19 protein-coding genes are annotated in these 21,465 nt (G+C 72.6%); 9 read left to right on the top strand and 10 right to left on the bottom strand.

Annotated elements, in window-relative coordinates:
- Positions 1 to 27 precede the first annotated feature (27 nt).
- Genes ACIPAE_RS00980 through ACIPAE_RS00970 form a run of 3 tightly spaced genes read right to left on the bottom strand, consistent with a single transcriptional unit; the run spans position 28 to position 6,739 of the window.
- On the bottom strand, positions 28 to 3,585 hold the full coding sequence (locus ACIPAE_RS00980; protein WP_402442044.1) for an SAV_2336 N-terminal domain-related protein: 3,558 nt from the start codon (positions 3,583 to 3,585) through the stop codon (positions 28 to 30).
- 7 nt (positions 3,586 to 3,592) lie between these two features.
- Positions 3,593 to 4,615: a MoxR family ATPase gene (locus ACIPAE_RS00975; RefSeq protein ID WP_328469154.1), complete on the bottom strand. Its 1,023-nt coding sequence runs from the start codon at positions 4,613 to 4,615 to the stop codon at positions 3,593 to 3,595.
- Between the two features lie 36 nt (positions 4,616 to 4,651).
- Positions 4,652 to 6,739 carry a trypsin-like peptidase domain-containing protein gene (locus ACIPAE_RS00970; protein ID WP_402442042.1) on the bottom strand — a complete coding sequence of 696 codons (2,088 nt, stop codon included), beginning with the start codon at positions 6,737 to 6,739 and terminating at the stop codon, positions 4,652 to 4,654.
- A gap of 470 nt (positions 6,740 to 7,209) precedes the next feature.
- Here ACIPAE_RS00970 and ACIPAE_RS00965 point away from each other — a divergent pair, with 470 nt between their 5' ends.
- From ACIPAE_RS00965 to ACIPAE_RS00955, 3 genes are all read left to right on the top strand, one after another.
- Positions 7,210 to 7,392, top strand: a complete 183-nt coding sequence (locus ACIPAE_RS00965) for a DUF6104 family protein (RefSeq protein WP_328469150.1) — start codon at positions 7,210 to 7,212, stop codon at positions 7,390 to 7,392.
- 150 nt (positions 7,393 to 7,542) lie between these two features.
- Positions 7,543 to 8,478 (top strand): DUF4097 family beta strand repeat-containing protein, encoded by a 936-nt coding sequence (locus ACIPAE_RS00960; RefSeq protein ID WP_402442040.1) that lies wholly within the window; start codon positions 7,543 to 7,545, stop codon positions 8,476 to 8,478.
- A gap of 1 nt (position 8,479) precedes the next feature.
- A complete protein-coding gene (locus ACIPAE_RS00955) occupies positions 8,480 to 9,544 on the top strand; it encodes a helix-turn-helix transcriptional regulator (protein ID WP_402442038.1) in 1,065 nt (354 codons plus the stop codon).
- Here ACIPAE_RS00955 and ACIPAE_RS00950 read toward each other — a convergent pair.
- From ACIPAE_RS00950 to ACIPAE_RS00940, 3 genes are all read right to left on the bottom strand, one after another.
- A complete protein-coding gene (locus tag ACIPAE_RS00950) occupies positions 9,534 to 10,496 on the bottom strand; it encodes a zinc-binding dehydrogenase (RefSeq protein ID WP_402442036.1) in 963 nt (320 codons plus the stop codon). The genes ACIPAE_RS00955 and ACIPAE_RS00950 overlap by 11 nt on opposite strands.
- Before the next feature lie 81 nt (positions 10,497 to 10,577).
- Positions 10,578 to 11,132, bottom strand: coding sequence for a Uma2 family endonuclease (locus ACIPAE_RS00945; protein ID WP_402442034.1), 555 nt, complete (start codon positions 11,130 to 11,132; stop codon positions 10,578 to 10,580).
- Between the two features lie 179 nt (positions 11,133 to 11,311).
- The gene (locus ACIPAE_RS00940; protein ID WP_402442032.1) at positions 11,312 to 12,526 is read right to left on the bottom strand and encodes an NADP-dependent malic enzyme; all 1,215 of its coding nucleotides are present in this window, start codon (positions 12,524 to 12,526) and stop codon (positions 11,312 to 11,314) included.
- A gap of 422 nt (positions 12,527 to 12,948) precedes the next feature.
- On the opposite strand from ACIPAE_RS00940, the gene ACIPAE_RS00935 reads away from it, so the two are divergent.
- The 3 genes from ACIPAE_RS00935 to ACIPAE_RS00925 are packed head-to-tail and all read left to right on the top strand — an operon-like array spanning position 12,949 to position 15,752.
- Positions 12,949 to 13,923: an ABC transporter substrate-binding protein gene (locus ACIPAE_RS00935; protein WP_329364920.1), complete on the top strand. Its 975-nt coding sequence runs from the start codon at positions 12,949 to 12,951 to the stop codon at positions 13,921 to 13,923.
- Between the two features lies 1 nt (position 13,924).
- Complete coding sequence (locus tag ACIPAE_RS00930) at positions 13,925 to 14,947, top strand: amino acid ABC transporter permease (protein WP_402442031.1); 1,023 nt, start codon at positions 13,925 to 13,927, stop codon at positions 14,945 to 14,947.
- A 52-nt stretch (positions 14,948 to 14,999) separates the two neighbouring features.
- Positions 15,000 to 15,752: an amino acid ABC transporter ATP-binding protein gene (locus tag ACIPAE_RS00925; RefSeq protein ID WP_329373917.1), complete on the top strand. Its 753-nt coding sequence runs from the start codon at positions 15,000 to 15,002 to the stop codon at positions 15,750 to 15,752.
- Between the two features lie 134 nt (positions 15,753 to 15,886).
- Here the strand turns inward: ACIPAE_RS00925 and ACIPAE_RS00920 are convergent, their stop codons facing one another.
- The gene (locus ACIPAE_RS00920) at positions 15,887 to 16,669 is read right to left on the bottom strand and encodes a class I SAM-dependent methyltransferase (protein ID WP_329364924.1); all 783 of its coding nucleotides are present in this window, start codon (positions 16,667 to 16,669) and stop codon (positions 15,887 to 15,889) included.
- An 82-nt stretch (positions 16,670 to 16,751) separates the two neighbouring features.
- On the opposite strand from ACIPAE_RS00920, the gene ACIPAE_RS00915 reads away from it, so the two are divergent.
- Positions 16,752 to 17,384 carry a CGNR zinc finger domain-containing protein gene (locus ACIPAE_RS00915; RefSeq protein ID WP_328469132.1) on the top strand — a complete coding sequence of 211 codons (633 nt, stop codon included), beginning with the start codon at positions 16,752 to 16,754 and terminating at the stop codon, positions 17,382 to 17,384.
- Here the strand turns inward: ACIPAE_RS00915 and sodX are convergent.
- Positions 17,288 to 17,713: a nickel-type superoxide dismutase maturation protease gene (gene sodX, locus ACIPAE_RS00910; RefSeq protein ID WP_328469130.1), complete on the bottom strand. Its 426-nt coding sequence runs from the start codon at positions 17,711 to 17,713 to the stop codon at positions 17,288 to 17,290. The genes ACIPAE_RS00915 and sodX overlap by 97 nt on opposite strands.
- A gap of 134 nt (positions 17,714 to 17,847) precedes the next feature.
- Between sodX and sodN the strand changes: the two genes are divergently transcribed.
- The gene (gene sodN / locus ACIPAE_RS00905) at positions 17,848 to 18,243 is read left to right on the top strand and encodes a superoxide dismutase, Ni (protein ID WP_103884447.1); all 396 of its coding nucleotides are present in this window, start codon (positions 17,848 to 17,850) and stop codon (positions 18,241 to 18,243) included.
- Between the two features lie 106 nt (positions 18,244 to 18,349).
- Here the strand turns inward: sodN and trxA are convergent, their stop codons facing one another.
- Positions 18,350 to 18,766, bottom strand: a complete 417-nt coding sequence (gene trxA, locus ACIPAE_RS00900; protein WP_402442027.1) for a thioredoxin — start codon at positions 18,764 to 18,766, stop codon at positions 18,350 to 18,352.
- Complete coding sequence (locus tag ACIPAE_RS00895) at positions 18,763 to 19,182, bottom strand: MerR family transcriptional regulator (RefSeq protein WP_328469124.1); 420 nt, start codon at positions 19,180 to 19,182, stop codon at positions 18,763 to 18,765. Before ACIPAE_RS00895 ends, trxA begins: the two co-directional genes overlap by 4 nt.
- A gap of 218 nt (positions 19,183 to 19,400) precedes the next feature.
- Between ACIPAE_RS00895 and ACIPAE_RS00890 the strand changes: the two genes are divergently transcribed.
- Positions 19,401 to 21,422 carry an N-acetylmuramoyl-L-alanine amidase gene (locus tag ACIPAE_RS00890; RefSeq protein WP_402442025.1) on the top strand — a complete coding sequence of 674 codons (2,022 nt, stop codon included), beginning with the start codon at positions 19,401 to 19,403 and terminating at the stop codon, positions 21,420 to 21,422.
- Positions 21,423 to 21,465 lie beyond the last annotated feature (43 nt).

The raw sequence follows: 21,465 nt of genomic DNA, 5'->3' as shown, positions 1-21,465 counted from the left end.
GGCGCCCACACGGCGGTCACGCGGCGGTCAACTGGTCAGCGCGTCAAGGCGCGCGCCGGTGTCTCGGCCCTCCTCGCCTCCGTCGTCGGGCAGTTGGCGCCACTGGCGCAGGGCCGCACGGTAGGCGTCCACGGCGGCGCGGGGCCGGCGGGCGGTCTCGTAGGCGTCGCCGCGCCAGTGGTGCGCCCTGGCCGCCAGCCGCACCATCGGCTCGGGCTCGGCGGAGGAGCGGGCGGCGTCCGAGGCCGCGGCGGCGGCCTTCCGGTACGCCTCGGCGGCCTGGTCGAGGCGCTCCGGCCGGCGCGAGTGCTGGGGCACCAGCCGGTGCGACTCGCCCAGCTCGAACCATATCCGCGCGGCCAGATCCGCCCCGTCGGCGCCCTGCGCGGCCAGCCCGAGCACCTGCTCGGCCTCGCGCAGGTCCACCAGTTCCTGCTCGGCCCGGTAGCGCAGTATCAACGCGCGCCCCAGCATCAGCAGCCGCTCCGGCTGCTGCGGGTCGGACTCGGGTGTCTCCATCCGGCAGTCCCGCAGCACCAGCACCGCCCGGTTGACGAACGTCCAGCCGCCGGGCAGCTCCGACCGGGCCAGCAGCGCCGCGCCCCACTCGGCCACCAGGTCGCGGTACTCGGTCCGGTCGCGCGGGGTGAGCCGGCACGCCTCCTCGAACCGGCCCGCCGCCGCCTCCAGTTCGCCGGGCGGGCCGCCCTCCGCGTGCCGGGCCACCCTGATCCGGCCGGCCCGGGCCAGGATCGCGGCCCGCTGCAACCGGTCGCGGGTCTCGCCGAGGGCGCGGTCCACCAGCCGCTGCGCCTCCACCAGCCTTCCGCCGGACAGGAGTTCGGCGTCCACCAGGCTGAGCGTCGCGGCGGTGACGGCCTCCGGCGCGGCCTGCTCCCGGCGCAGCGCGATCAGCGCGCCGGCGTAACTGCGGCCCGCCTGCTGCGCGTAGGTCTGCTTGCGCTCCCGGCTGCCCGCGGCGTCGGCCAGCCGCAGCAGCGCGCGCCCGAGGGCGAGGGAGAGTTCGCTGGGGCGGGGGCGCTGCGGCGACCAGGAGTCGGCGACCGCCTCCAGCGTTCCGACCGTCTCCTGGAGCAGCGCCGTGTCACCGCTGATCGCCCACTGCTCCTCCAATACCGCGACCCGCTCCAGCGTGGCGTCGAGCTGCTTCGCGGAGTCCAGGCCGGGCGCGGCGCACACGGCGGTGAACTCCCGGTCGGCGCGCTGGAGCAGTTCGAGCGCGCCGCGGTTGTCGCCGATGGCGGCGAGTTCCTGGGCGGTGGCCTGGAGCACCCGGGCGCGCACCGCGCGGGCCGGCAGCGAGGAGTGGTGGGCGGCGGCGGTCTCGGCCGCCTCACGGGCCTCACCGAGCAGGTCGGTGCCGCCGCGCAGCCGCCACAACCGCAGGAGTTGCTGGGCCAGTTCGGTCCACAGCTCCGGGTCGAGGCCGCGCACCCGCTCCTCCGCGGCGGCCCGGCGCAGCATCGCCACCGCGTCCAGCAGGTTCTGCACCATGCCCTCGGCGGTGAACCGGTCCGCGAGGTCCCGGGCGCGCTGCACCACCGTCGAGGACTGCACCGCCTCGTACGGGTCGGAGTACGGGCTGGGCGCGGTGCCGTCGTCGGGCAGCGGCATGAAGCGCTCCAGCACCCGCGCGGCGACCTCCGCGAACGGCTGCCGCGACTCCGTGATGGTGCCGTCCTCGCCGCCCCGGCCGGCCCCCGACCCGGACCCGTCGGGCCCGAAGCCGCGGGCGGCGTGCTGGACGGCGGAGCGCACCGCGGCGTCCGCGGTCGGGTCGCCGGGGCCCTCGGCGAGCTGGGTGATGGCCAGGGCGGGGAAGTTGGGGCCGGACTTGCCGAACCGCTGCTCGACGTACTCCGAGCAGTGCTTGAGCACCAGACGCGCCTCGTCCACGCCGAGCGGGCCGAGCAGCGCGTCCCGTACGCCGGGCGCGAAGTGGTACCACCGCTGGTCGTCGCCGCTCTTGCGCACCACGAGGCCGCTGAGCAGCACCTCGGCCAGCTCCGCGGGGCCGGAGTCGGGCAGCATGGTGCGCTGCACGAGCTGTATCACCGGCAGGAACAGCGGGGCCGCGGCGAGGTAGACCGCGAGTTGGGCGGCGGCGGGCGACGCGGCGGCGCGGAACCGGCGGACCAGCGCGGGCACCGGCACCGTCGCCCGGCGCGGCCGTACCCGGACCGCGGGCTGGTCGGCGCGCACCCAGCCGACGGCCGCGGGCACCTCGCCGGCGCCCATCCCGGCCAGCAGCCGGGCCCACGCGCCCAACGCCGCGGCGGTGGGCGGCAGTACGGGCACCGGCAGCGCGTCGGGCGCGGCGGGCACCCCGGTCGCGCCGGGCGAGAACCGCAGCGGCGAGGCGAGCAGCATCCCCTCGGCGCGGTGCAGCACCCCGTAGGAGACGGGCAGCAGGGTGCGGCTCCACAGCCGGGCGGGCAGCGGCTGGAGCACGCCGACCGGGCCGTGCCGGCTCAGCCGGTGCAGCAGCCGGTGGGCCTGCCCGGAGCGCCACAGCGGGCCGGCGCAGTCGCTGACCATGAGGGTGATCCGGCGGCCGGTGGGGTCGCTGAGCTGCTCGGCGGAGCGCAGGCTCGCCGGTTCGGGGTCGAAGCGGCCGCTGACGCCGAGCGTGCCGTCGGGGGTGGCGTGCAGGTAGCGGACGTGCACCTCGTGGAAGGCGCCGAGGCGTTCGAAGACGCTGCTCAGCTCGCGCAGCATCCGCTCCCACACGAACATCGAGGAGGAGGTGTCCATGAGCAGTTGCATCGCGGCGTCGCCGTGCGAGGCCGGGCGGAAGACCGGCAGCAGCAACCCGCCCGCGCGGGCGGCGCGTTCGGCGGTGGCGGACTCGTCCAGCTCCACCCGCAGCGGGCGGGCCGGGCTGCGGTAGCGCTGCAACGGGCGCAGGGCCGACTGGAGTTCGAGCAGCTGGGGCAGGGTGCCCGCCTCCGGGACGGCCACTCCGAGCGCGGCTCCGGCCGGGGTGGACCCGACCTGGCCGGGGTAGCCCTCGCCGGGGTAGAGGCTGATCACGCGGTCTTCCGGGGGGACGTGGACCGGTGGGGGCTGGGCCGGGGGGACCAGGCGGGTGCCGGCGCCGTCGGTGCCGTCGGGGCGGTGCGCGCGCGGGTACTCCACGCCGGCGCCGGGGCTGCCGCTGTGCGGGCCGACCAGGGTCTCGGGGTCGGGCCGCGCGGTCGGGCGCGACCAGCGGGCCAGCCACAGGGCGTCGGCGATCTCGGCGGGGTCGGGGTCGAGTCCGGCCCGGCTGATCGCGCTGACCACCCGGGTCAGCGGGTCCGTGGCGCGCGCGGCGGCGCGGTCATCGGGGTCGGTGCCGCAGCCCGTGGCCGCGCCCGTGTCCTCGCCCGTGTCCTCGCCCGGGCCGGCGCCCGAACCGCTCTCCGAAATGCTCTCCGAGCTGGTCTCCTGGCTGCTTTCCTGGCCGTCGGCCGGGCCGCTCTCCGGGCCACCGTGCGTGCCGCCGTTCGGCGCGGTGCGCGCCGTCAGGTCGTCGTCGGCACGGTCGTCGTCGGGCTGCCGTCCGGGGCCCCTCTCGGCCATGATCGCCTCACCTGGGCCTGTCGAGCCGCTGGATGAGCATGTCCGCGAGCCGGGCGCGGGACGGCGGCGCCGCGTGGTGGGTGAGGTATATCGCGTTCAACAGCTGGTCGGTGGCGAGCAGTTCGCTGCGCGAGCGCTCCAGGAAGCGCTGCACCAGGTCGTCGCCGACGGTCGCGGCCTCGTCGCCGAGGTGGGCGCGCACCACGGTCGAGAGCCGTTCGTGGTCGGGCCGGCCCAGCTCCAGGTGGATACAGCGGCGCAGCAGCGGCGGCGGGAAGTCCCGCTCCCCGTTGCTGGTCAGGATCACGAACGGGAAGGCCCGGCAACGCACCCGTCCCTCACGCAGCGTGACGCGGCTGCCGTCGTCGGTCAACACGTCGACCTGCGGCTCGCGTTCGGCCAGCCGCTCCAGCTCCGGGATGCCGAACTCGCCTTCCTCCATCACGTTCAGCAGGTCGTTGGGCAGGTCGATGTCGCTCTTGTCGAGCTCGTCGACGAGCAGCACCCGGGGCTGCGCGGTGGGCAGCAGCGCGGTGCCCAGCGGGCCGAGCCGGATGTAGCTGCCGATGCCGCCGGGCGGCACGGTGCCGGAGTTCGCGGCGATCTGGGTGTCCTGGAGCCGGGCGATCGCGTCGTACCGGTACAGGCCGTCCTGCAAGGTACTGCGGCTGACGATCGGCCAGTGCAGCACCCGCCCCAGGCCCAGTTCGTACGCGACCGCGTGCGCGAGGGTGCTCTTGCCGGCCCCGGGGCTGCCGGTGACCAGCAGCGGGCGGCGCAGGTAGAGCGCCGCGTTGACCATCTCCAGCTCCTCCGGGCTGGGCCGGTGCATCTCGGCCATGTGCCGGTACGCGCCCAGCCGCCGGGCCGAGGAGCTGTCCGGGCCCGGGCCGCTGCCGACCAGCGGGCCGCCGTCGAAGTCCCGCCACGGCGGCGGCTCCGGCAGGCCGTCCATGCCGGTGTGGGGTTCGCCGGTGCCGCGGTAGATGAGCCATTCGCCGGCCGCGCCGGACTCGGTCCCGTCACTCATCGCGATACCCCCGTCGATCCCGGGCGTCGGTGTTCGTCATGGAGTCTCCAGCAGCTCGTCGGTTCCTGGAAGGGGTCGGGTGGGATCGTCGTAGAGCAGCGCCAGCCCGCCCGACCAGAACATCTCCGGCACACCTTTGGCGACGGCGGCGCGCAGGCCCGCGAGTTGGGCGGGCAGGCCGGCGGCCGTCCGGGCGGCGTGGACGGCTTGCGGCACCCCGCGGTGGAGGTCCGAGCAGATCCGCTGGGACTCGATCTCGTCGCGCCGCCACAGCGCCACCGAGTAGCCGCAGCGCAGCAGCCGGTGCAACGCCTCCGGGGCGGTGGCGCCACTGCGGCACAGCACGGGCAGCATCTCCCGTGGCCGGGAGCGCAGTTCGGCGTCCTCCGGGAGCGGCTGCTGCTGCGAGTCGAGGCAGTCGAGCACTTCGGTACGGGGCAGCCGGCGGTGCAGGGTCTGCCAGCGGCTGAGCCGCTCCTCGGCGACGGCCGGGTCGGTGTCCGACGGCGGGTCGGTGCGGCGCACCACGACCGGGCGGACCGCGCCGAGCGTGCTGCCGTCCGGATCGAGCCGCCAGGTGTCGGCGGCGAAGGCCATCAGCGAGCCGGGCACGGCCAGTTGGAGGGCGGCGACATAGCCGGGCTCGTCGCAGCGGCGGAACGCCTCGGCGAGCGGCGCGGCCAGCCGCGCGGGCAGGTCGGCGACCGCGGTGCCGTGGAAGTCCTCGTGCACGCAGTCGACTTCGCCGCTCTCCGGGGACACCGTGACCCGCCAGTCGAACCGGTCCGGCTCCCAGCCGCGCGGGATGATCTCCAACTGGGCCTCGCCACGCGCCCGCAGCGCCGGCTCGGTCCCTGCCTGCGGCGGCACCTCCGCGCCCCGCGCCCGCAGCCGCGACATCCGCTCCCCTATCAGGGAGTTGCGGAAGAGCATGCTCAGGCCCTGGTCGGCCGCCGTGGACTGGGCCCACTCCCACAGCTCCCGCTCGTCGGACTCCTGGGCGGACAGCGGGCGTTCTGCGGTGGCGGCGAGCACCGCGTAGCGCAGCACCGCCTCCAGTTCGGAGCCGCGCCGCAGGTCGTAGAGCAGGCCGAGGCCGTCGCGCCAGGCGCGGGGGGCGACCGCGAAGCCCTGGCCGGCGCCGCCGCGCACCTCCGTGACGAGGTCGCCGAGCGCGCGGGCGCCGGAGGGCGGCGGGAGTTGGGCGAGCAGGCCGAGCAGGGTGGTGCGGCGGCCGGGGGTCAGTGCGCGGCCGGCGGCGGCGCCGATCTCGCTGTGCGCCTCGGTCCAGCCGTAGAAGTCCCGGTTGAGCAGGAACTTGTGGTGGTCGGCGTGGTAGAGGTCGTGGGCGGTCATCACCCGGTGGTACAGGTCGTCGGCCGGGTTCTCGGCGGTCGGCAGGAGGCGTAACTGCTGGATGCTGACGGCGAGTCCGCCGTCCCGCTCGGCCCGGCGGGCCTGCAGCACGCCGATCACCTCGCCGCGCACCAGGTCCACCACCGGCCCGCCGGACAGGCCCTGCGGCATCTCGTCGTCGTTGCTCAGCCGGAGCAACCCGCCGCCACCGGCGCCGAGTTGGCCGCTGATCACGCACCGGCCGCTGTACGGCATGAGGATGCCGCCGAGCGGCAGCCAGCCGAAGTACGCGACCGGGTTGGTGGTGTAGCCCTTGGCGGTGCGCTCGGTGAGCCACACGCAGGGATGGTCGAGCGGGTCGACCAGCCGGATCAGCGCCAGATCGGGGGCCGACCAGCCGGACGGGCCGCGACCGCCGGGGCCGAAGCCGGCCGCCGCGCCGCCGTATCCGGCGTCCTGGCCCTGGTTCTGGCCGGGGATGCCGGAGGCCGGGCCGGAGGGCTGGGCCCACTCGACGACGCCCGCGAGGAGCTGGTCGCGGTAGCCGACGCGCACTTCCTTGCGCGGCGCGCCCACGAGTGTCACCTCCCCTTCGGCCCTCGCGACATGGGCACAGGTGAGCACCCAGTTGGGCGCGACGAAGAAGCCACTGCCCAGGAGAGGATTCCCGGCCTCCGCGCCGTGAATGCGTACGGTGGCCTCCTCGGCGAGCGGGACCAGGATCTCGGCAGCCTGGCCAAGCTGCTCCGATGCGCCCCCGGACGTCACCGTGCGCCCCTTGCCCCGCCATCGGCGCACGCGGCGGCGCGGACGGCGACTCCCATCGGCCCCAGGGGCCGCGACACCCCCACCGGCCGCATCCCCGCGGGCCGCATCCCCGCGGACCGCGCCGTGGCCGTGCTCCCCGTGGTCCCCGCGGGCCGTAACCCCGCGGTCCGCGCCGTCGCCGTGCTCCCCGTGGTCCGCACGAGGGCGCGCGCCGCGCCGCATACCGCGGCCTGCTGGCCGATCGCCGACGTCCGCACGCGCTCATTCCCCCCACTGCCGGGTAGTGCAAGGAAGGTTATCGCCCGCCCGACCTGCATGGGGGCCTTCCCGGACACTGCCTATCCTTGACGGTGTGCGGGCCACGCGGGCCGCCGGCCTCGCGGCCCGCCCCGGGCGGCTCGCCGCCCCGGTGGTTGCTGCGTTTTTCCTGCCCGTCCGTCGCCCGTCCCACCCCTGTTCCGGAGCAGATCTTGTACTTCACCGACCGCGGTATCGAGGAGCTGGCAGACCGGCGCGGCGAGGAGGAGGTGAGCTTCGACTGGCTGGCCGACCGGCTGCGCGAGTTCGTCGACCTCAACCCCGAGTTCGAGGTGCCGGTCGAGCGGCTGGCCACCTGGCTGGCCCGGCTCGACGACGAGGACGAGGACGAGTAGCCGGCAGCCCGCGGGCCCTTCCCGACCCCGGGTTCCGGTCCGAAACGCGGGTTCCCGACGACAACCGCTTGACTTGCGCAGTACGCGATATATCGTGTCTCTCAGAAGACGCGATATGTTGCGTTGGGCGGGCACCCGAGGAGGGGCAAGATGAGCGGCACGTCGGAGCGGCACGTCGCCGAACCGGAGAAGTTCGTCTTCGACGAGCTGATCGACACCCTGAAGGTCCGGATCGTCAACGGCGCGATCAACGTCGTCGGCACCGACGACGGCCCGGCCCGGGTGGAGATCACCGAGCTGGAGGGCCCGCCGCTGAAGGTGCGGCTGGAGGACGGCACCCTCAGCGTCGGCTACGACGACATGGAGTGGAAGGCGTTCTCCAAGTGGTGGGACCGCAAGGGCTGGGCGCGCCGCGCGGAGATCTCGCTCGCGGTGCCGCAGCACACCAGGGTCGAGGTCGGTGTGGTCGGCGCCAACTCGGTGGTCTCCGGGATCAGCGGCGCCACCACGGTGCAGGGGGTCAACGGCGACGCCACCCTGGTCGGCCTCAGCGGCTCGGTGAAGGCGCACACCGTCGGCGGCAACGTCGAGGCGCAGTCGCTCTCCGGCGACCTGAGGTTCAGCACCGTCTCCGGCAACCTGACCGTGGTCGACGGCAGCAGCGAGGTCAAGGCGGACTCGGTGAGCGGCAACATGGTGCTCGACCTGGACCCGTCCGGCGGCGGCGAGGTGCGGCTGACCACGGTCTCCGGCGAGATCGCGCTGCGCATCCCCGAACCGGGCGACGCCGAGGTCGACGTCAACACCACCAGCGGCAACGTCTTCTGCGCCTTCGAGGAACTGCGGGTCTCCGGCAGCTGGGGCGCCAAGCGCATCACCGGCATCATCGGCAGCGGCACCGCGCGGCTCAAGGCCACCACGGTCTCCGGGTCGCTGGCGCTGCTGCGCCGCCCACCGCTGGAGGACCCGGCGGGCCCGGCAGGACCGGCGGGACCCGCAGAAGCGGCAGGACCGGCGGAACCGTCCGGCTCCGGCGGGCCGAGCGACACGAGCGGCGACACCCCCTCGCTGCGGAAGGACGTCTGACATGCCCCCCGTCTTCGCCCACGGCCGCCTGCGCCTGTACCTGCTCAAGCTGCTCGACGAGTCCCCGCGGCACGGCTACGAGGTGATCCGCCTGCTGGAGGAGCGCTTCCAGGGCCTGTACGCGCCCTCCGCCGGCACCGTCTACCCGCGGCTCGCCAAGCTGGAGCAGGAGGGCCTGGTCACCCACTCCACCGAGGGCGGCCGCAAGGTGTACGCCCTGACCGCCGACGGCCGGGCCGAACTCGCCTCCCGCGCCGACGAGATCGCCGGCCTGGAGGCCGAGATCCGCGAGTCGGTCTCCTCGCTGGCCGCCGAGATCCGCGAGGACGTCCGGGGCGCCGCGGGGGACCTGCGCCGCGAGGTCCGCGCCGCGGCCCAGCAGGCCCGTACCGGGCCCGACGGCCACACCGGCTCGGGCCGGCACGGGCTCGGCGACGCGCAGCGGCAGTGGAAGGAGCAGACCAAGCGGGCGAAGGAGGAGAGCCGCCGGGCCAAGGAGGAGGCGCGCGACGCCCGCCGCCAGGCCAAGGCCGCCCGCGAGGCCGCGCGCGACGCGATGGACACCGCGCGCGACGAGATGCAGCGGATCGCACGGCAGGTGCAGGAGCAGGTGCAGTCGCACGCGAAGGGCGGTGACTGGCAGAGCGGGCTGCGCGAGGGGCTCGCCGAACTCACCCGCGAGCTGGGCCAGTTCGGGCAGCCGCCGGCCTCTCCCCCGCCGTCGCCGCCGTCGCCGCCGACGCCCGCGCCCGCGGCATCCGGCGCTCCGACGCCTCCCGCGCCGCCGACTCCGCACTCTCCCCCGGCCCCGCCCGCCGCACCGGCCCCGCCCGCACCGCCTGCCGGTGCCGACGGCCGCGACACCGAACCCGACGACGGCCTGCCGCCCTCCGACGACCCGCGCCGCGACCTCGAACGGCTCCTCGACCGCTTCCGCGACGACATCCGCGACACCGCCCGGGACCTCGGTGTCACCGACCGCCAGCTGCGCGAGGTACGGCGCCACCTGTCGGCCGCGGCGGCGCACATCTCCGCCGCGCTGCACGGCCACGGACCTACGTCGTGAGCACCACCTTGCCGAACGCCTCGCCCTCCGCCAGGCGTTCGAAGCCCTCCCGGGCCCGGTCCATCGGCAGCACCGAGTCGATCACCGGCCGCACTCCGGTCGTGGCACAGAAGCCGAGCAGGTCCTCCAGCTCCTCCTTGGTGCCCATGGTCGACCCGACGACCTTCAACTCCAGGAAGAAGATCCGGTTGAGTTCGGTCGCCGGCGGGTTGGCACCGCTGGTGGCCCCGGAGATCACCAGGGTGCCGCCGGGGCGCAGCGACTTCACCGAGTGCGACCAGGTGGCCGCGCCGACCGTCTCGATCACCGCGTCCACCCGCTCCGGCAGCCGGGCGCCCGGTTCGTACGCGCCGTGGGCGCCCAACCCCTGGGCCCTGGCGCGCTTGGCGGGGCTGCGGCTGGTGGTGTAGACGCGCAGGCCGGCCGCCTTCGCCAGCACGATCGCGGCGGTGGCGACGCCGCCGCTCGCGCCCTGCACGAGCACCGCGTCGCCCGGCCGGACCCCGGCGTTGGTGAACAGCATCCGGTAGGCGGTCAGCCACGCGGTGGGCAGGCACGCCGCCTCCTCGAAGGAGAGCTCCGGCGGCTTGGGCAGCACGTTCCAGGTCGGGACGGAGACCTGCTCGGCGAAGGTGCCCTGGTACTTCTCGGTGAGGATCGAGCGTCGCTCGCGCGGGCCGACGCCGTGGCCGGTCTGGCCGATCACCGAGTGCAGCACCACCTCGTTGCCGTCCTCGTCCACCCCGGCCGCGTCGCAGCCGAGGATCATCGGCAGGCTCTCCTCGCTCAGCCCGACCCCGCGCAGCGACCACAGGTCATGGTGGTTGAGCGAGGCGGCCCGCACCTTCACCCTCGTCCACCCGGGCCGCTCCGGCGGCTCCGGCCGCTCTCCCGACTCCAGCCCCCGCAGCGGCTGCTCCGCATCGATACGCCCGGCATACACGGCAAACATCCCCCGACCCTAGGCCCCCTACCCACCAGTACGGAACCACCCCCCGATGTGACCCGAGCCCCTTCCCCCGCCCGCCCCGCCTCAAAAACCCCCGGTGTCCAGCTCCACATCGAAAGGCCCCGGCAACCGCACCGGCGCCCCGAACGGGTGGGGTCCGCGCACCTCGGTGTACCCGAGCGGACCCGGCTCGGCGAACAAGGTGCAGGTACGCTCCTGCCGATCCACGAGCAGGTACAGCGGCGCGCGGTACTCGGCGTACCTTCGGCGCTTGGCGATCCGGTCGGTCTCGCCGTTCGACTCCGAGGTGACCTCGACCACGAGAAGCGTCTGCTCCGGCAGCAGCGCACCGGCCCCCTTGGCCAACGCGTGCGGCACCACGGCGAGATCCGGGACATACCAGTTGCTGCTCCCCGGCAGGTCCAGATTCCCCGACCCCGCCACACAGCCCAACTCACGCAACGCGCCGGCGATCTGCTCCCTGATGGACGATGCCACGAACTCGTGGTCCCAGCTCGGCGCCACCGGATCGATCACACCCTCGACGATCTGCACCCGGTCCCCCCGGATGTGCTGGATCGCGTACTTCAACGCGGTCTCAGGATCACCGACGGCATACGGCTCCGGCTCTGCGGTCAACGGTCCTCCTCACACGCCCGACGTACGACGACACTTTCCCACCCGGTCTACCGCACCCCGCATCCCCGACGCCCGCGCCCGCGAACTGAATCACCCGTTCGAGTGGGCGGTAGGGGGAGGCGTGCCGCAGGCGCTCCTCCCCCGTCGAACCGACCGCGCGGCCACCCGGCCCGGAGGGCTCAGCGCCTGGCCACGCCCTCCGCCCGGGCCGCCGCCGCGACCGCCGCGGTGACCGCCGGGGTCACCCGCGGGTCGAACGGGGAGGGGATGACCCGGTCCGCGGACAGTTCGCCGGCGACCACCGCGGCCAGCGCCTCCGCGGCCGCGAGCTTCATCGTCTCGGTGATGGCCGACGCCCGCACCTGGAGGGCACCCGCGAAGATGCCGGGGAAGGCGAGCACGTTGTTGATCTGGTTGGGGAAGTCGCTGCGCCCGGTGGCCACCACCGCCGCGTACTTGTGCGCCACGTCCGGGTGAACCTCGGGCGTGGGGTTGGCCATCGCGAAGACGAAGCAGCCCTCCGCCATCCGCGCCACCGCCTCCTCCGGCACGGTGCCCCCCGAGACGCCGATGAAGACGTCCGCACCGACCAGCGCGTCCTGGAGCGAACCGGTCAGCCCCGCCTTGTTCGTATACGAAGCCACCTCGCGCTTCACCGCGTTGAGGTCGTCCCGGCCGGCGTGCACCACGCCCTTGCGGTCGGCGACCGCGACATCGCCGACCCCCGCCTCCAGCAGGATCTTCGCGATCGCGACGCCGGCCGCCCCCGCGCCGGAGATCACCGCCCGCAGGTCGCCGAGCGAACGGCCGGTGAGCGTGGCCGCGTTGCGCAGCGCCGCGAGGGTGACCACCGCGGTGCCGTGCTGGTCGTCGTGGAAGACGGGGATGTCCAGCGCGTCCTTCAGCCGCCGCTCGATCTCGAAGCAGCGCGGCGCGGAGATGTCCTCCAGGTTGATCCCGCCGAAGGACGGCGCGAGCCGCACCACGGTCTCCACGATCTCGTCGACGTCGGTGCAGGCCAGCGCGATCGGCACCGCGTCCACGCCGCCGAACTGCTTGAAGAGGATCGCCTTGCCCTCCATCACCGGCAGCGACGCCTCCGGCCCGATGTCGCCCAGCCCGAGCACCGCGGTGCCGTCCGTGACCACCGCGACGACCTGCGACTTCCAGGTGTAGTCGTGCACGAGTTCCGGCCGTTCGGCGATCGCCGTGCAGACCTCGGCGACGCCGGGCGTGTAGGCGAGCGACAGGTCGTCGGCGTCGCGGACCGGGACGGTGGCGACCACCTCCATCTTGCCGCCGCGGTGCAGCGCGAACACCGGGTCGATCGGGAAGTCTTCGTCCGCTTCGGCGGTGTCCGTACCGTTTCGGGGATTGACGATCTCCGCTGCCACTGTGTGACCCCTTGGTCGAGAAGGTGAGGGTGAGTGCTCGCCCCGGTGTGGGGAGAGGTGGGCTCGGCGCCGCTGCCACCGGGTACGAGTAGCCGGGGTGACAGGGCAGCACCAGGCGCGCCGCACGCACGCCATAGGCCCCGGATGAGGGGTGAAGGACCCGTTCTACCGGAAGCAGGTTTCCGATGACGAGTGCAAAACGATCGACACGGCCCCCATCGCGGTCCGGCCTTGGTGTGCCGGCCCGATGGCAGCCCGGGGATGGCCCGTTATCCGATTTTGACACAACGAGAACCCTGCCTGGCGCTGTCCGGATGGCAAGATGCACAGATCACACTGGGTGGCGGCACTCGAAGATGCGTGCCCCTGGCGCCCAAGGACCGACCGCAGGTAACACGCTCGTTTCGTTGGAGGACACAGCGATGACCGCAGGCTCCCCTCGGTGTTCGACCCCCCTCACTCGCCTCACCGCGGTCGCCGCCCTCGCGGTCGCCGGCGCCCTGGTGCTCACCGGGTGCGGCGACCAGACCAAGAAGGACGACTCCGGTAGCTCGTCGGGAGGTTCGTCCGGTGGTGCGTCCTCGACCAGCACGTCTGCGGCGCCGTTCTTCGCGAAGCTGCCGAAGAAGTTCCAGGACGCCGGCGTGATCAAGGTCGGCACCGACGCCTCGTACGCGCCGATGGAGCAGACCTCCAACGGCAAGATCATCGGGATAGACCCCGACATCGGCGCCGCGCTGGCCAAGCAGCTGGGCGTGAAGCTCGAGTTCACCAACGGCCAGTTCGACGGTCTGATCACCTCGCTCTACACCGGCCGCGAGGACATCGTGATGTCCGCTATGAGCGACACCAAGGACCGCCAGCAGGGACTGGACGACAAGGGCAAGAAGACCGGCAAGGGCGTCGACTTCGTCGACTACTACATGTCCGGCTCCTCGCTGCTCGTGCAGAAGGGCAACCCGAAGAACATCAGCTCGCTCGCCGACGTGTGCGGCAAGACTGTCGCCGTCCAGCGCGGCACGATCTACGAGGACGCGTTCAAGAAGCAGAAGACGGCCTGCGGTTCGAAGGGCCTGAACATCCAGGCGTTCGACACCGACGCCGAGGCGCAGACCCGGGTCAAGGCCGGCGGCGCGGTCGCCGACCTCAACGACACCCCGGTGGCCGCGTACATCGCGCAGAAGTCCGGCAACGGCAAGGACTTCCAGATCGCCGGCTCCCCGGCCGACGCCGGCCCGTTCGGCATCGCGCTCGACAAGAGCAACAGCCAGCTGCGGGACGTCCTCCAGCAGGCGATGAACGCGATCATCCAGGACGGCAGTTACGCCCAGGTGCTGCACAAGTGGAACGCCGACAGCGGCGCGATCAAGACCGCCGCGATCAACGGCGGCTCCTGACATGACCGGTGCAGTGGCCGGCCCCGAACCGGCCGACACCCCGGCGAACCCCCCGTCCGACACGTCGCAGAAGACCCCGCCGCAGAAGTCCCCGCCGCAGACCCCGCCCGGCGAACCGGCCGGCGCGCCGCCGGCCGGCGTGCCGTACGAGCCGATCCGCGCCATCCCGGTGCGCCACTACGGGCGCTGGGTGGCCGGGCTGGTCGTGCTCGCCCTGCTGGGCTGGCTCGCCTACGCCTTCTCCCAGGGCGACATCCTGTGGGGCACCGTCCGCGGCCGGCTCTTCGACCACACCATCCTCCAGGGCGTGTGGCACACCATCCTCATCTCGGTGTGCTCCATGGCCATGGGCCTGGTGCTCGGCGTGCTCTTCGCGGTGATGCGGCTGTCGAAGAACCCGGTGACCGGCGCCGTCGCGTGGCTGTACATCTGGTTCTTCCGCGGCACTCCGGTGTACGTGCAGCTGCTGATGTGGTTCAACCTCGCGTTGATCTTCCACACCATCAACCTGATGCCGGTGTACAAGAACGACACCACCGCCGTGATGACCCCGTTCGTGGCCGCCCTGCTGGGCCTGGGCCTCAACGAGGGCGCGTACATGGCCGAGATCGTCCGGGCCGGCATCCAGTCGGTGGACGTGGGGCAGTCGGAGGCGTCGCAGGCGCTCGGCATGACCGGCGCGAAGACGATGCGCCGGATCATCCTGCCGCAGGCGATGCGGGTGATCATCCCGCCGTCCGGCAACGAGTTCATCAACATGCTGAAGACCTCGTCGCTGGTGTCGGTGGTGCAGTACACCGAACTGCTGCGCGCCGCCACCAACATCGGCAGCGACAGCACCGCGATCATGGAGATGTACTTCGTCGCCTCGATCTGGTACCTGGTGCTGACCAGCGTCTTCAGCGTCGGCCAGTACTACATGGAGCGGCGGTACGCGCGCGGTTCGCAGCGCTCGCTGCCGCCGACCCCGTGGCAGAAGGTCATGAGCAACCTGACCACCGTGCGCCGACCGAAGGTGGCCTGAGATGAGCACCCCCAGCAAGGGCGCCGGCCTGGTGAAGTCCGGCGTCGAACCGATGGTGCGGGCCGAGGCGGTGCACAAGTCCTTCGGGGCCGCGCACATCCTCAAGGGCATCGACCTGGAGGTGGCGCCGCGCGAGGTGTTCTGCCTGATCGGGCCGTCCGGCTCGGGCAAGTCCACGTTCCTGCGGTGCGTCAACCACCTGGAGCAGATCAGCGCCGGCCGGCTGTGGGTCGACGGCGAGCTGATGGGCTACCGCGAACACGGCGGCAAGCTCTACGAGTTGCGGGACCGCGAGGTGGCCGCCAAGCGGCGCGACATCGGGATGGTCTTCCAGCGTTTCAACCTCTTCCCGCACCTCACGGCGATCGAGAACGTCATGGAGGGCCCGGTGCAGGTCCGCCGGGAGACCAGGGCGGTGGCCCGGGAGCGGGCCCAGCGCCTGCTGGACCGGGTGGGGTTGGCGGACAAGGCGGCCAGCTACCCGTCCCAGCTGTCCGGCGGGCAGCAGCAGCGGGTGGCGATCGCCCGGGCGCTCGCCATGGAGCCCAAGTTGATGCTCTTCGACGAGCCGACCTCCGCGCTCGACCCCGAACTCGTCGGCGACGTGCTCGACGTGATGCGCGGGCTCGCGGAGGACGGCATGACGATGATCGTCGTCACCCACGAGATGGGCTTCGCCCGTGAGGTCGGCGACGCGCTGGTCTTCATGGACGACGGCCAGGTCGTGGAGTCCGGCCACCCCCGTGACGTGCTGGGCAACCCCCAGCACGAACGCACGAAGGCCTTCCTCTCCAAGGTGCTGTGACGCACCCCTGCGGTGCCCCCGCGCGCCCCTTGGGGGTCGCCCTCCTTCCGCGGAAGGAGGGTGCGCCCCGAAGGGCCGCTGGGGGTACTCCCCCTGGCGCCGCCGGGGGCACGCGCCGCCCCGAAGGGACCGCCCTACCGCAGCGCCAGCGTCATCGCGTCCGAGGGCGAAGCCCACACCGCACGCGCCTCCCGGAACCCGGCGGAGCGCAACGCCTCCGCGTGCCAACCCGCGGACGGCGTATCCCCGTCCGCGTGCTCCCCGTAGATGCGGAACCGCTCCGCCGTGGCCTCGGCGAGCGCCGGCTCGGCCGCGGCGAGCTCCCACCACTCGGCCCAGCCGAGCACACCCTCCGCGCGCGCCCGCTCCATGCGGGCGTGCCGCAGCGCGGACTCCGCCGCGTTGATCAGGGGCGTGCCGGGGTCGGGCATGTGATCGGCGTTGAGGAACACCCCACCGGCCCGGACCAGCCCCGCCAACTGCCCGTAGAGCACGCTCAGCTCGTCGGAGTGCAGCCAGTGCAGCGCGGTCGCGGTGAGCACCGCGTCGTAGGAGTCGTACGGGAGGGCGTCCGGCCAGTGCGGGTCCTTGAGGTCTGCGGTGACGAAGGAGGTCCGGTCGTCCTGCGCGAAGGACCCGCGGGCGATGATGAGCAGCGCCGGGTCGAGGTCGACCCCGGTGCTGCGCGCCTGCGGGAACCTCCGCAGCAGCCGGTCCGTGATACTTCCGGTACCGCAGGCGAGATCCAGCACCCTGGGCGCGTCGCCGACCGTCGCCTCGACCATGTCGAGCATCACCCGAAAGCGTTCCTCCCGGTCGGGCAGATACCACTCCTGCTGGCGATCCCAGCTCCGCTGCCAGGCGGCCCAGTCCGTGCCGTGCCGATCGCTCCTGGCGCTCTCGGATGTGATGGACACTCCGAACCCCTCCTTGCATGTAATACCCTGGTAGCCCAAGCGGCTATTACAGAGCCTAGACCGTGACCAGTAAGGACCACAAGTGGAACTGGCTTATTACTCGGACTACGCCGTGCGCCTGGTGAACACCGAGGAGCCGCGGCGCGGCACCGACACCCTGACCTCGACGGACACCGTCCGGGAACTGTGCGGGAACAGCACCCAGCTCGCCGCGCGGGTGGTGGAGAGCGACGTCGCACGGCTGCGCGCGGTGCGGACCCGGCTGCGCGGGATCTTCGAGGCGGCCGACGAGCAGGACGAGGTCCGTGCGGTGGACCTGCTCAACGCGCTGATGCTGGAGTTCCCGGTCAGCCCGCAGATCTCCGGGCACACGACCGTCAACGAGGAGACCGGCCGGCCCGACTGGCATATGCACCTGGCAGATCACGCGGTGAACACCGCGGCCGCCTACTCGGCAAGCGCCTGCATGGGGTTGGCGGTCCAGGTCACCTCGTTGGGCGTGGACCGGCTGGGAATCTGCGAAGCAGCCCCCTGCCGCAACGCATACGTCGACACATCGACAAACCGTTCGCGCCGGTACTGCTCCGACCGCTGTGCCACCCGCGCGAACGTGGCGGCTTACCGGGCCCGCAAGCGCCTGGAGAACGACCGGTCGGCGCGCAGCGGGCGCACGCACGACGCCGCCCAGGACGCGACCCCCGCCACCGAGCGCTGAAGCTCACCCGGCGGCCGGAACCGGCCTCTGGCCCGGGCCAGCACCAGCTCGTCCGGCACGGTGCCGAACTCCCGGCTGTCGTTGGCGACGAAGGCGTTGTCCCCCATCACCCACCAGCCGCTCTCGCGGCGCTCGACCGCTCGCTTGACGATGAGCAGGTCCTGCTGGAGGGGATGCCGCATCACCACGACGTCCCCCTCGCGTACCTGCTCGGCTCCGCTGCTCACCTTCTGGATCAGCAGCCAGTCGCCGTGCAACAGTGTCGGTGCCATCGACGGACCGGTGACCTCGACGAGCTGCCATGACAGCCTCGCCCCCTGCTCCCGCATCCTCCGCCTCCAGGTTCGTTTCTTCCCCCAGGGTGACACCAGACTTTTGTCCTAAGCCACCTGGGGCAGCCGGGAAAACGACTACCCCAGGGAGTAATGTCGCACCTGAAAGACGATCACGAGGAAGGACGGCCATGTTCACTCGCCTGTTCGCGCCCAAGGTGAAGGTAAGCGCACACTGCGACCTGCCGTGCGGCGTGTACGACCCGGCTCAGGCCCGCATCGAGGCCGAGTCCGTGAAGGCGGTGCAGGAGAAGTACCAGGCCAACGAGGACGCTGACTTCCGCACCCGCGCTGTCCTGATCAAGGAGCAGCGTGCGGAACTCGCCAAGCACCACGTCTCGGTGCTGTGGAGCGACTACTTCAAGGCCCCGCACTTCGAGAAGTACCCGCAGCTTCACCAGCTCGTCAATGACACCCTGAAGGCGCTCAGCGCCGCCAAGGCGTCGAACGACCCGGCGACCGGCCAGAAGGCCCTCGACCTGATCGCCCAGATCGACAAGATCTTCTGGGAGACCAAGCAGGCCTGACCGCCCGCCGCGCCACCCGCAGACGACCGACGGTCCCGTCTGTGTGACGTTCCTCACGTTTACGTGGGTGTCACACGGTCGGGGCCGTCGTCGTCTGCGGCGGCGCTCAGATCTCGTCGGCCAGCTCCTGGAGCAGCCGCCGCTTCGGCCGCGCGCCCACCAGGACCTTGACCGGCTCGCCGGCCCGGAAGAGCATCAGCGTCGGCATGGACAGCACGCCGTACTTGGCCTGGGTGGCCGGGTTGGCGTCCACGTCGAGCTGGACGATCCGCAGCCGCTCGGCCTCCTCGACGGCGATCTCCGCGAGCACCGGGGCGATCATGCGGCACGGCGGGCACCAGGACGCGGTGAAGTCGACCAGCACGGGCAGGTCGGCGGCGAGCACGTCGGCGGCGAAGGTCGCGTCGGTGGTGACGGGCACGCCCGGGTGCGGATGACCGGCGGTCGTGCCGGTACTCCCGGTGGCGTGCGGGCCGGCGTGCGTGCTGCCGGTGCCGTGCGTGCTGCCGGTGGCGATGGTCATGGCGACGTGGTCCTCTCGGTCGGTGGGCCCAGCTCGCACATCGGTTCCTCGCCGGCCCCCGCGGCCAGTTCCGCCCGGGCGAGCTGCGCGGCGACCTGGTCGCGTACGGACCGCAACCGCTCGACGCAGGCGTCCAGTTCGGCGAGCTTGCGCCGGTAGACCGCCAGCGAGTCCGCACAGGTGTCGCCGGACTCGTGGCCGGCCCGCAGGCACTCGACGAAGGGGCGGGTCTCCTCCAGGCCGAAGCCGAAGTCCTGGAGGGTGCGGATCTGCGCCAGCAGCCGCACGTGCTCGTCGCCGTAGGAGCGGTAGCCGTTGGCGGCCCGCCCGGCGGGCGGCAGCAGCCCGAGGGATTCGTAGTAGCGGAGGGTACGGGTCGTGGTGCCCGCCCGGTCCGCGAGTTCACCGATGCGCATGCGAACGACCGTAGACCTTGACGTATGCGTCAAGGCCAGCCCCGGCGGGCGGCGGCGCGCGGCCCGGAATCACCCGACTCGCACCGACCCGCACCCCCGGCTCTGAAGAAAACTTTCAGGATTTACGTCGAGGAGGTTGCTTACTGCCAGCCGACCTCGCCAGGCTGCGGCCCAGCACTTCTCTCCATGCACGCCTATCCGGAACGCGAGGAGCCTGGATGCACCACCCCCTCAACCTCCCCCGCAGGCGCAGAGCGGCCACGCTGGTCGCGGCGCTGTCGCTGCTGGCCGGCCTGTCGGTGACCGCGGTCACCACGACCACCGCGCGCGCCGCCGACCCGCAGTCCACGCGGCAGGCCGAATTCACCGCGGCCGCCGCCGAGTTCGGCGTCCCGGCGCCGGTGCTCGAAGCGGTGTCGTTCTACGAGACCCGGTGGGAGGACCACGCCGGGCAGGAGAACGCCGAGGCGGGCTACGGCCCGATGAACCTCACCGACCTCACCACCAAGGAACTCGACGCCGACGGCCTGACCACCCAGTCCCCGCGCTACGCCGACCTGCTCAAGGCGCCCGCCGAGCACACCGCGGCCGCCGCGGCCGCGCTGCTGGGCACCGACACCGCGACCGTGCAGAGCGACGAGACGCAGAACATCCGCGGCGGCGCCGCGCTGCTCGCCTCGTACGCCAGGAGCTACGGCCACGGCAAGCTGCCGCGGACCGTCGACGGCTGGTACGCCGCCGCGGCGCGCTACGGCCAGTCCACCGAGGACAAGGTCGCGCAGGCGTTCGCCGACGGCGCCTGGAGCGCCATGCGCACCGGCGAGACCCGGACCACCGAGGACGGCCAGCAGATCACGCTGGCCCCGGTGCGCGGGCTGCACCCGAACCGGAACGACGTGCGCAAGCTGGGCCTGAAGGACGTCACCCCGCCGGTGAGCGACCAGAAGCCCGAATGCCCCAAGTCCGTGACGTGCAACTCCATCCCGGGCGCCTACACCCTGCTGGACCCCAGCGACCTCGGGGACTACGGCAGCCACGACATCGCCGACCGCCCCAACGGCGGCCTGGACATCCGCTACATCACGCTGCACACCACCGACGAGACCTACGACGGCACCCTCGACCTGTTCCGCGACCCGACCTACGCGGCCGGCGCGAACTACGTGGTGCGCTCCTCCGACGGCCTGGTCACCCAGATGACGCCGGACAAGGACATCGCCTGGGACAGCGCCAACCGCTCGTTCTACCAGCACTCGATCGGCATCGAGCAGGAGGCGTGGGCCACCCACGGCGCCGCCTGGTTCAGCGAGGACCTCTACCGGTCGACGGCCAACCTGGTGAAGTACCTCGCGGCGAAGTACGACATCCCGCTGGACCGCGCGCACATCCTCGGCCACGACAACATCCCCGGCGGCACCGAGACCGGCATCGCCACCCAGCACTGGGACCCGGGACCGGGCTGGGACTGGGAGCACTTCTTCGACCTGCTCGGCGCGCCGATCCACGCCACCGCGAAGAAGGGCAGCGACATCGTCGCGATCAAGCCCGGCTACCAGAACAACAAGCAGACCACCACGTACTGCGACGACGTGCAGGGCTACAAGCAGTTCCCCGGCCCGTACCGCAGCTTCGACTGCCCGGTGACCTCCAGCGACACGCCGTCCAGCTTCGTGCCGCTGTACACCGCGCCGAGCACGAGCGCGCCGCTGCTCGCCGACCCCTACCTGCATCCGACCGGCGCGGGCACCAACGCGATGAACGACTGGGGCGACAAGGCGCCCGCCGGTGAGCAGTACGTGGTCGCCGAGCGCCGGCCCGGCTGGACCGCCATCTGGTACGGCGGGCAGGAGGCGTGGCTCCAGGACACCGCCCAGCACCCGACCACGGTGCCGGTGAAGGCCGAGCGGATCGTGCCCAAGGCCGGGCGCGCCACGATCCCCGTCTACACCACGGCGTACCCGGAGGCGTCGGTCTACCCGGCGGACTTCGTGGCCTTCGAGGGCGGCACCGCGCCGCGCCCGCAGACTCCCGCGAAGAAGTACTCGATCGCGGCCGGCCAGTCGTACGTCGCGTCGGGCCCGGCGGTGAACACCGACTCGTACTTCGCGATCTACTACGACGGGTCCGCGCCGCACGACCGCACCGACTTCATCGGCAAGACCAAGGTGTACGAGATCGTCTACAACCACCGGATGGCGTTCGTGAGCGCGGACGACGTGGACGTGGTGCCGGCGAAGTGACGTCAGGACCGCGGTGAACCGGCGGCCGGCGGCGGCCGAGCGG

This window comes from Streptomyces sp. NPDC087270 (assembly GCF_044744625.1).
GTDB lineage: Bacteria > Actinomycetota > Actinomycetes > Streptomycetales > Streptomycetaceae > Actinacidiphila.
Note: the sequence above shows the minus strand (reverse complement) of the source record. Positions and strands in the feature narration are given on the sequence as shown.